Origin of the sequence: Microvirga mediterraneensis (genome assembly GCF_013520865.1) — a bacterium.
GTDB lineage: Bacteria > Pseudomonadota > Alphaproteobacteria > Rhizobiales > Beijerinckiaceae > Microvirga > Microvirga mediterraneensis.
Genome location: NZ_JACDXJ010000001.1, coordinates 3,574,639 through 3,583,440, shown reverse-complemented (window position 1 = coordinate 3,583,440; position 8,802 = coordinate 3,574,639). Strand labels below are relative to the sequence as shown.

The window sequence follows — 8,802 nt, the reverse complement described above, 5'->3', positions numbered from 1 at the left end:
AAGGCCTGGGTGTGGTTTGCAAGACACAGTATTTTGAACGTCTCGATCCAACCGACTGGTGGCGAGTTAATGCTTTGGATAGGTTCGTTAAGTTTTCTGTCTCAATCACGCCTCGAGCGAGCGTTTTCATGCAGCGCATACCCATACAGATGCTCACGATCTGCGGCATCGCCGAACTGCCGGACCAGCGCGACAGGTCCGTGACTCATGTTCTCTCGATTCTCGATCCCAACCACCCCGATCCGGAGGCTTTCGAGGCCTACGACCGGCATCGCAGGACGATCTTGCGCTTCCACGACATCATCAACCCGATCCCGGGCATGATCCTACCCACGCCGCAGGACGTGGAAGCCATTCTCCGCTTCGGAGACGACGTGGCGGAGGAGGAAGGCGGGCGCGTCGAGGGGCATCTGCTCGTCCATTGCCATATGGGCATCTCGCGTTCGACCGCCGCGATGTTGACGCTCATGGCTCAGGCCAATCCGGATGAGAGCGAGGACAGGCTGTTCGAGCGGCTGGCGGAGATCCGGCCCCAGGCCTGGCCGAATTCCCTCATGGTCGATTTCGCGGACGACCTCCTGTCGCGTCATGGACGGCTCACCGACGCACTGCGCCGCCATTACGGCCGGCAGATCCGCCGCATGCCGAACTATGTGCAGGTGATGCACGATCTCGGGCGCGGCCGCGAGGTCGAGATGGCAGCATAATAGAGCAACCATCCGTTGATGCTCCTGCTGTGAATGCCGTCCTCCACGTCATGGCCGGCCTTGTGCCGGCCATCCCGATCCAGTGAGGCGCTGCGCATCATATCATCGGGATCACCGGCACAAGGCCGGTGATGATAAGACGCTAGAACCCGCTCCGCCTCTTGAATGAGGCTTGACGCACTCGTGCTCAGCAGCCCTCATCGCGCCGCCACTTTCCCCAACGCGCCGAACTTCGCATCCGCCTTCGCGGGAACAGGCTCCACGTGGTCGCTCGCCAGTTCCTCGATGATCGGGCAATGGGGACGCGCATCGCCGTGACAGTTCCTGGCGAGATGCTTCAGGGTCGATGCCATCTCCTGCAGCTCCTGGATCTTGCGCTCGAGCACGCCCACATGTTGGAGCGCAATGGCCTTCACGTCCTTGCTCGCGCGCTCGCGATCCTGCCAGAGCGACACGAGATCCGTGATCTGCTCCACGGAGAAGCCGAGATCGCGCGAGCGACGGATGAAGCGCAGGGTGTGCACGTCGTGATCCGAATAGACCCGGTATCCGGATTCCGTCCGCACGGTCTTGGGGATCAGTCCGATGGATTCGTAATAGCGAATCATCTTGGCCGATACGCCCGATGCCGCGGCTGCCTGTCCGATATTCATGCGACACCTTCGACGGTTTGGATGTGAGAAGCCGATTGCACCGTAGCGATGGGCGCTTTGAAGCCGCGCAGGCGCAGGGCGTTGCCGAGGACGAAGACGCTGGACAGCGCCATGGCGCCGGCGGCGACCATCGGCGAGAGCAGGGTGCCGTCCAGCGGATAGAGCACGCCCGCCGCGACCGGGATCAGCAGCACGTTGTAGGCGAAGGCCCAGAACAGGTTCTGCCGGATGTTGCGGATCGTCGCCTTCGAGAGCGCGATGGCGTTCACGACGCCGCGCACGTCGCCCGACATGAGCACCACGTCGGCGCTCTCGATGGCGATGTCCGTGCCCGTGCCGATGGCGAGGCCGATATCCGCCTCCGCCAGAGCCGGCGCGTCGTTGATGCCGTCGCCCACGAAGGCGATCGAGCCGTGCGCCCGGCGCAGGCGCTTGACCACCTCGACCTTGCCGTCGGGCAGAACCTCCGCCACCACCTCGTCGATCCCGATCCGCCGCGCGATGGCCTCGGCGGTCCTGCGGTTGTCGCCGGTGATCATCGCGACCTTGAGCCCGAGCGCATGCAGCGCCGCGATCGCCTCCGGCGTCGTCGCCTTGACGGGATCGGCCACCGCCACGATGGCCGCGAGCCGGCCGTCGAGGGCGGCATAGAGCGGGCTCTTGCCCTCGAGGCCGAGCCGGGTGGCGGCCGGCATGAACTCAGCCGTGTCGTGGCCGAGCCTCGCCATGAAGCGGTCCGCCCCCACCTCCACCTTGCGTCCCTCGACCAGGGCCGAGACGCCGAAGCCCGGCACGGCCTCGAAGCCGTCGGGCGACGAGGGAGGCAGGCCGCGCCGCTCGGCCGCCGCCACGATGGCCTGCGCGATCGGATGCTCGGAGCGGCTCTCGACAGCGGCGACCAGCCCCAGCACCTCGGCCTCGGAGAAGCCGGGAGCCGTGACGAAGTCGGTCAGCGCGGGGCGGCCCTGGGTCAGGGTGCCGGTCTTGTCGAGCGCGACGACGCCGACCTCCTTGAGGCTCTGCAGGGCCTCGCCCTGGCGGAACAGCACCCCGAGGTCCGCCGCCCGGCCGGTGCCGGCCATGATCGAGGTCGGGGTAGCCAGGCCCATGGCGCAGGGGCAGGCGATGATCAGCACGGCGACCGCATTGACCAGCGCGAAGGTGAGGGCCGGGTCGGGGCCGAAGACAAGCCAGACCAGGAAGGTGAGGGCGGCCGCGGCCATGACGGCGGGCACGAACCAGGCGGTCACCCGGTCCACGAGGGCCTGGATCGGGAGCTTCGAGCCTTGCGCCTGCTCGACCATGCGGATGATCTGGGCCAGCACCGTGTCGGCGCCGATGCGGGTGGCCTGGAAGGTGAAGCTGCCGGTGCGGTTGACGGTGCCGCCGACCACTTCCTGGCCGGCTGCTTTCTCGACGGGAAGGGGCTCGCCCGTGATCATGGATTCATCCACATAGGACGATCCGTCCACGACGATGCCGTCGACCGGGATCCGCTCGCCGGGCCGGACCTGGACGAGGTCACCGGCCTCGACCCGGTCGAGGGGGACCTCCCGGGCCGCGCCGTCGCGCAGCACCCGGGCGGTCTTCGCCTGCAGGCCCATGAGGCGCTTGATCGCTTCCGACGTGCGGCCCTTGGCCTTGGCTTCGAGAAAGCGGCCGAGCAGGATCAGGGTCACGATCACGGCCGCCGCCTCGTAATAGACGTTCACCGTGCCCTCAGGCAGGCGTGTGGATGCGAAGGTCGCAATGAGGGAGTATCCGTAGGCCGACAGCGTTCCCAGGGCGACGAGCGAGTTCATGTCGGGGCCAAGGCGCACGAGGGCCGGAAGGCCTTTGAGGTAGAAGCGCAAGCCTGGGCCGAACAGCACCAGGGTCGTGAGAGCGAACTGCAGATACCAGCTCTCCCGGTGTCCCATCGTGTCCATGACCCAGTCGTGGATCGCCGGGACGAAGTGGGAGCCCATTTCCAGGACAAAGACAGGCAGCGTCAGAACGGCGGATAAAACGAGCGAACGCCGCAGAGAGGCCAGTTCGGCCTCCCGAGCCTCGCGCTCCCGGTCAGCCTGGCCCCCCTCCCGTTGGACCGGCTTGGCCTCGTAGCCGGTCTGCTCGACGGCGCCGATCAGGCGGCTCACGATAGCCCCGCTGCCGAGATAGCGGACGGCAGCCCGCTCGGTCGCGAGATTGACGGAGGCTCCCACCACGCCGGGTACGCGCGTGAGCGCCTTCTCGACCCGGTTGACGCAGGAGGCGCAGGTCATGCCGTCGATCTTCAGTTCGACCGTGCTCTCGGACGGCTCGTAGCCCACGGCCCGGATCGCCTCCGCGACCGCCGCGGGATCGGCTCCGGACGGGGCGAACTCCACATGCGCCCGCTCCGTCGCCAGATTGACGTTCGCGGCCGTGACGCCCTCCACGGCGCGGATCGCCTTCTCGACACGTCCCACGCATGACGCGCAGGTCATGCCGTGGACGGGGATGTCGATGCTGTCGATAGGGGCGAGGCTGCCGGCGGGCATGATGAATCTCCTGCTCTTCATATAGGAGCAAGGTGTAATCCTTCCAATCATGGGAAGGTCAAGCGCGCCCTGAATATGGGCTTCGCATACCCAGGTCGACGGGAACTCCGGCCCTGCTTGGGGAACCATGCTTGAACCTGGGTCATTGATCCGACACGTTTGCCACCTAGGTGGCGGAGGCGACCTCCCGCTTTGGCGAATGACGCGGTATTCTGACCTTTAACGATAATCGAGCCGGTGCCGACCTTTGAAGCATAGCGACAAACAGGGGCCAACCCTTCGGATCCTCACCTACAACGTCCATCGTTGGCTCGGCACGGATAGGAAGATTTCACCGCACCGGATCGCCGATGTCATCGCGTCCTGCAATCCGGACATCGTCGCCCTGCAGGAGGTCCGTGTCGGGCGCGTGCGGGCAGGGGAGATCGATCAAGCCGCAGCCGTGGCGTCGAGGCTCGGCATGGATCTGCACTTCCAGCCCACAATCCGCATCTTGGGAGAGCAGTACGGCATTGCCGTCCTGACCCGCCATGCGTCGAAAATCGTGCAGTCGGGCCGCCTTCCCACGCAATCGACCAGACCGTCCTTCGAGAAGCGGAGCGCCCTCTGGGTGTCCGTCGAGATCGACGGCCAGACCGTCCAGGTGGTCAACGCCCATCTCTCCTTGCGCTCCGGGGAGCGGCGGACCCAGGCGGCCGCCCTGATCGGCCCCGATTGGATCGGCCATCCGGATTGCGGCGACCCGGCGATCCTGCTGGGCGATTTCAACGCGCCGCCTTACTCGCGCTCCTACCGTCTGATCGCGAACCGGATGCAGGACGTCCAGTTGTCGAATTCCTTCGGCGAGCCCCAGCCGACATTCCACACGCGGGCGCCCGTCCTGCGCCTCGACCATGTCTTCGTCACGAAATCCATCGAGGTGGTGGACGCCGGTCCCGTTCGGAATCCCATGACCCGCGTCGCATCGGATCATTTCCCGCTCCTTGCGGAATTGCGTGTGCGCAAGCGGCTCGGAACCGCCATGCCGAGTCAGGCGCGCGAGGGAGAGTTCCTGTAGGTCATCGTTGCGCCGGCAACAGAAATGATGGGGCAGGTCGCCAGGATGCCTTGAAGGTGTAATTTTGTGACATAGAAACAACCCTCGTTGTCACGTTACGTATCCATGTGTCAGCGGGGCGCAGAACCGTCATGAAGCTGTACTACTCTCCCGGGGCCAGTTCGCTTGCGCCGCGTATCATCGCTTTCGAGGCCGGGCTGGACATCGAATACGACAAGGTCGACCTGAGAACGCAGACCACTGCGTCGGGACGAAACTTCAGCCGGATCAATCCGAAGGGCCATGTTCCCGCCCTGGCGTTACAGAGCGGCGGTATCCTGGCCGAGGTTCCCGTGATCCTCGAATACCTCGCGGATCAGGCCCCGTCGGCCCTGCTTCTTCCGAAACTCGGCTCCTGGGAGCGTTATCAGGTCAAGGAATGGCTCGATTTCACCGGAGCCGAGCTCCACAAGGGGTTCGATCCGCTCTGGGAGGCACCCACACCCCCGAACGCCCGGGAACTGGCCGTCTGCCGCCTCCAGAAGCGCATCGCCTACGTGGATCAGTGCCTTCGAGGGCAGCTCTATCTGGGTGGTCCCAGGTTCACTGTGGCCGATGCTTATTGCTTCACCGTACTGAGCTGGGCTCGCTTCCACAGAATCGACCTGACCGGCCATGTGACGGTTCTGGAGTACATGCGACGGATCTCCACTCGCCAGATGGTCAAGCGGGCCCTGCAGGCCGAGGGCCTGTCGATCGTCGCCTGAAGCGAGACGGCGACGAAAAACCGGTTTCACTTGTTTGCACGATGCGCTAGGCACCCGGTGCCATGTTTCCTGTTTCCGTTTTCATCATTGCCAAGAACGAGGCCGACCGTATCGGAGCGACCATCCGCGCCATCCGGGGGCTGACGGACGATATCGTCGTGGTCGATTCAGGCTCGACGGATGGAACGCAGACGGTGGCCGAGGAACTCGGTGCTCGGGTGATCTTCAATCCCTGGCCCGGTTATGGGCTCCAGAAGCGCTTCGCGGAAGACCAGTGCCGGTACGATTGGCTGCTGAACCTCGACGCGGATGAGGAGGTCTCGCCGGAGCTGCTGGCCGAGATCCGCAGGCTGTTCGCTCAAGGAGAGCCGCCCTGCCAGGCTTATGGGATCCGCATCGCCGAGACTTATCCAGGCGAGGCGGCACCCCATCCGCTGGCCTACCGGATCGCGCCCGTCCGGCTCTATCGCCGGGATGCCGGGCGGTATTCGTCGTCGCTCGTTCACGACCGGGTCGACCTGAAGCCGAAGACCAAGGTCGGCAAGCTGAAAGGGCTCGTGCATCACAGGTCGGTCCGTTCTCTCGGCGACCAGCTGGCCAAGCTCAACAGCTACGCGGACCAGCAGGCGGTCGACCTCGAGGTGAGGGGAGTCTCGATCCCCACATGGCGCGTTTATTTCGAGTTTCCGGCGGCGTTCCTGAAAGTCTATTTCGGCCGATTGCACTTCCTGCGCGGCACCTACGGCTTTCTGATATCCATGAACTACGCGACCTGGCGTCACTTGCGTCTGGCGAAGCACTACGAGCGCAAGCGCCTGGGAGCGCTCGCGAAATCGGACGCCCAGGTGAAGCGGGTCAAGGCCTAAGCGCTCAGAGCGCGGCGACGACCTGGATCTCGAGCTTGTAATCCGGGTCCGCCAGCTTGGATTCCACGCAGGCGCGAGCAGGCGCCTGCCCGGGGACCACCCAGGCATCCCAGACAGCATTCATCTCGTCGTAGAAGGCGATGTCGGCCAGCCAGATCGTCGCCTGGAGGAGCCTGGACTTGTCGCTGCCGATCTCCGCAAGGGATTGCTCGATCTGCCCCAGGATGTCCCGGGTCTGCTCCGCTGCCGACTGGCCCAGAGTCGTCTCGGGCACGTACCCGGAGAAATAGGCTCTTCCGTCGAGAATCACGAGGTCGCTGTAGCGCGCCGCAACGCCGATCCGCCGAATATCCGCCACGATGCGATTCTCCCCATGCCCGATCACAGGCCAGGCTCCTACCACAGGTCCGCGCACGGATGACAGCCGAAGATTTTCAGAAGAATGGAGCCGTGGGAAATGGCGGAGACGGAGTCCGTCAACCATCATCCCCATTTCTCATTGAAAAGCAAGGGTTTTTTGAAACTTTCCTTGACTCCCTCCTTCGATGTCTGCCACAAAACGTCCAACACGGCGTCCAACATGCAGGCATCCAATTGGCCGATTATCTGACCAAGAGAAACGGGTTCTGGCAATACGCCAGACGGGTGCCCGACGAGTTCACAAAGCTCGATCTGCGGGGCGTGGTCAAGCTCTCCACCAAGATCCGCATTGCCGATGACCCTAGAGCCGTCAGAGCCCGCAAGGTGGCCGAGCGCCTGAATAAGGAAACGGAAGCCTACTGGAAGGGGCTGAGGGACGGCCGGTCGATGGAGGCCCGCGACCGCTATATGGAGGCCCGCCGCCGTGCCCGGTCCCTGGGCTTCGACTATGCGACCGTGCCCGAGCTGGTGGACCGGCCCATTGCCGACATTCTGGAGCGGTTCGAGCGCCTGATCGCTCTTAAGCTACCCGATGATGAGCAAGTTCATGCTGCTGTCCTGGGTGGTGAGCCGGAGCCGGAATTGTCCCTCTCTGGCCTGTTCGAGCGGTTCGAGACCATCACGGCGGCCTCTCGGGTCAACATGTCGCCCGACCAGATCCGCAAGTGGAAGAACCCGAAGAAGCGGGCCATCGCCAACCTGCTGGAGGTCATAGGCGACAAGCCCATCAACCGCGTGACCCGAGGCGACGCCTTAGATTTCCGGGTCTGGTGGCAGGACCGTGTTCTTACTGGAGAGGTCGATATTGGGACCGCCAACAAGGACATCGGGCACCTGAACAAGATGTTCCGCGAGATCGAACGGGCCGACCGGCTCGGGCTCCAGCCAGTCTTCGGCGAATTGCGGATCGAGGGCGAGTCCACGGCCTCGCGCATCCCGTACCCCGCCAGCTTCGTGCAGGAGCATATCTTGAAGGACGGGGCGCTCGATCAACTCAACGACGAGGCGCGGCGGGTCCTGTATCTGATCGCCGAAACCGGGCTCCGTCTGTCCGAGGCCGTGAACCTGACGCGAGGGACGATCCATCTCAACGCCGCGATCCCCTATGTTTCCGTCCGACCGATTGGCCGGAAGATGAAGACGGAGCAATCGGCACGGGATATCCCTTTGGTCGGGGTGGCGCTCATGGCCATGGAGGCCCAGCCTGACGGCTTCCCCCGCTACCGGGATAAGGGCGCCGGCCTGTCTGCCATCGTCAACAAGGTGATGAGGAACGCCAAGCTGCGTCCGGAAGGGCAAACCCTCTATTCTTTACGGCATACCTTCGAGGACCGGCTTACCGCCGTGGAGGCCCCGGAAAAGCTCATCGCCAATCTCATGGGGCATAAATACAGCCGACCCAAGTACGGAACAGGGCCAAGCCTGGCACAGAAACGGGAGTGGCTTCAGCGGATCGCCTTTACGGCACCATCGCGGGTCTGAGGCGAGAGGAGGCGCTTGACGCGCTCCTCAATCGAGGAGTGCTGGCTGCGGTAGGCGGTCAACTCGCGCTCCAGCCGGTCGAAGAGGGGCACATAGACCGCTCCATGCCGCGCAACTACCCAGGCCGCATACGCGAGCGCCCTTTCCAACCGCTCTTCTGTGACAGGCTCCTGTCCCATCATCTTCCTCAATCATCCATGACCGTAGGGGAAGCGCAGATCCCTTCCGTCTCCGCGCTTCGATTGTTTGAGTTCAGGGGGTTAGGGAAGCGCCCGGCAAGCGGGGTCTGTCGCATTGGCGGGCATAATCTAAGCAGATGCGGGCTCGGCGCAGATGGTATTCACGTTCA

General features: G+C 64.1%; 9 protein-coding genes. 5 read left to right on the top strand and 4 right to left on the bottom strand.

Annotation, left to right across the window (positions count from 1 at the left end; genetic code table 11):
• The first annotated feature begins 128 nt into the window (after positions 1-128).
• On the top strand, positions 129-707 hold the full coding sequence (locus H0S73_RS17030) for a tyrosine phosphatase family protein (RefSeq protein WP_181053256.1): 579 nt from the start codon (positions 129-131) through the stop codon (positions 705-707).
• A 197-nt stretch (positions 708-904) separates the two neighbouring features.
• Here the strand turns inward: H0S73_RS17030 and cueR are convergent, their stop codons facing one another.
• Together cueR and H0S73_RS17020 are read right to left on the bottom strand one after the other, a co-directional pair.
• A complete protein-coding gene (gene cueR, locus H0S73_RS17025) occupies positions 905-1,360 on the bottom strand; it encodes a Cu(I)-responsive transcriptional regulator (protein ID WP_181053255.1) in 456 nt (151 codons plus the stop codon).
• Positions 1,357-3,882, bottom strand: a complete 2,526-nt coding sequence (locus tag H0S73_RS17020) for a heavy metal translocating P-type ATPase (protein WP_181053254.1) — start codon at positions 3,880-3,882, stop codon at positions 1,357-1,359. Before H0S73_RS17020 ends, cueR begins: the two co-directional genes overlap by 4 nt.
• A gap of 247 nt (positions 3,883-4,129) precedes the next feature.
• On the opposite strand from H0S73_RS17020, the gene H0S73_RS17015 reads away from it, so the two are divergent.
• The 3 genes from H0S73_RS17015 (at position 4,130) to H0S73_RS17005 (ending at position 6,551) form a co-directional block, all read left to right on the top strand.
• On the top strand, positions 4,130-4,939 hold the full coding sequence (locus H0S73_RS17015) for an endonuclease/exonuclease/phosphatase family protein (RefSeq protein ID WP_181053253.1): 810 nt from the start codon (positions 4,130-4,132) through the stop codon (positions 4,937-4,939).
• Between the two features lie 131 nt (positions 4,940-5,070).
• Positions 5,071-5,685, top strand: coding sequence for a glutathione transferase GstA (gene gstA / locus H0S73_RS17010; RefSeq protein WP_181053252.1), 615 nt, complete (start codon positions 5,071-5,073; stop codon positions 5,683-5,685).
• 62 nt (positions 5,686-5,747) lie between these two features.
• Entirely contained in the window at positions 5,748-6,551 is an 804-nt protein-coding gene (locus tag H0S73_RS17005; protein ID WP_181053251.1) for a glycosyltransferase family 2 protein, read from the top strand.
• A gap of 4 nt (positions 6,552-6,555) precedes the next feature.
• Here H0S73_RS17005 and H0S73_RS17000 read toward each other — a convergent pair whose 3' ends face one another.
• On the bottom strand, positions 6,556-6,909 hold the full coding sequence (locus H0S73_RS17000) for a Rid family hydrolase (RefSeq protein WP_181053250.1): 354 nt from the start codon (positions 6,907-6,909) through the stop codon (positions 6,556-6,558).
• A gap of 236 nt (positions 6,910-7,145) precedes the next feature.
• Between H0S73_RS17000 and H0S73_RS16995 the strand changes: the two genes are divergently transcribed.
• Positions 7,146-8,453, top strand: a complete 1,308-nt coding sequence (locus H0S73_RS16995) for a site-specific integrase (RefSeq protein WP_246389013.1) — start codon at positions 7,146-7,148, stop codon at positions 8,451-8,453.
• Here the strand turns inward: H0S73_RS16995 and H0S73_RS16990 are convergent.
• Complete coding sequence (locus H0S73_RS16990) at positions 8,417-8,632, bottom strand: hypothetical protein (protein ID WP_181053248.1); 216 nt, start codon at positions 8,630-8,632, stop codon at positions 8,417-8,419. The two genes, H0S73_RS16995 and H0S73_RS16990, sit on opposite strands and share 37 nt — an antisense overlap.
• Positions 8,633-8,802 lie beyond the last annotated feature (170 nt).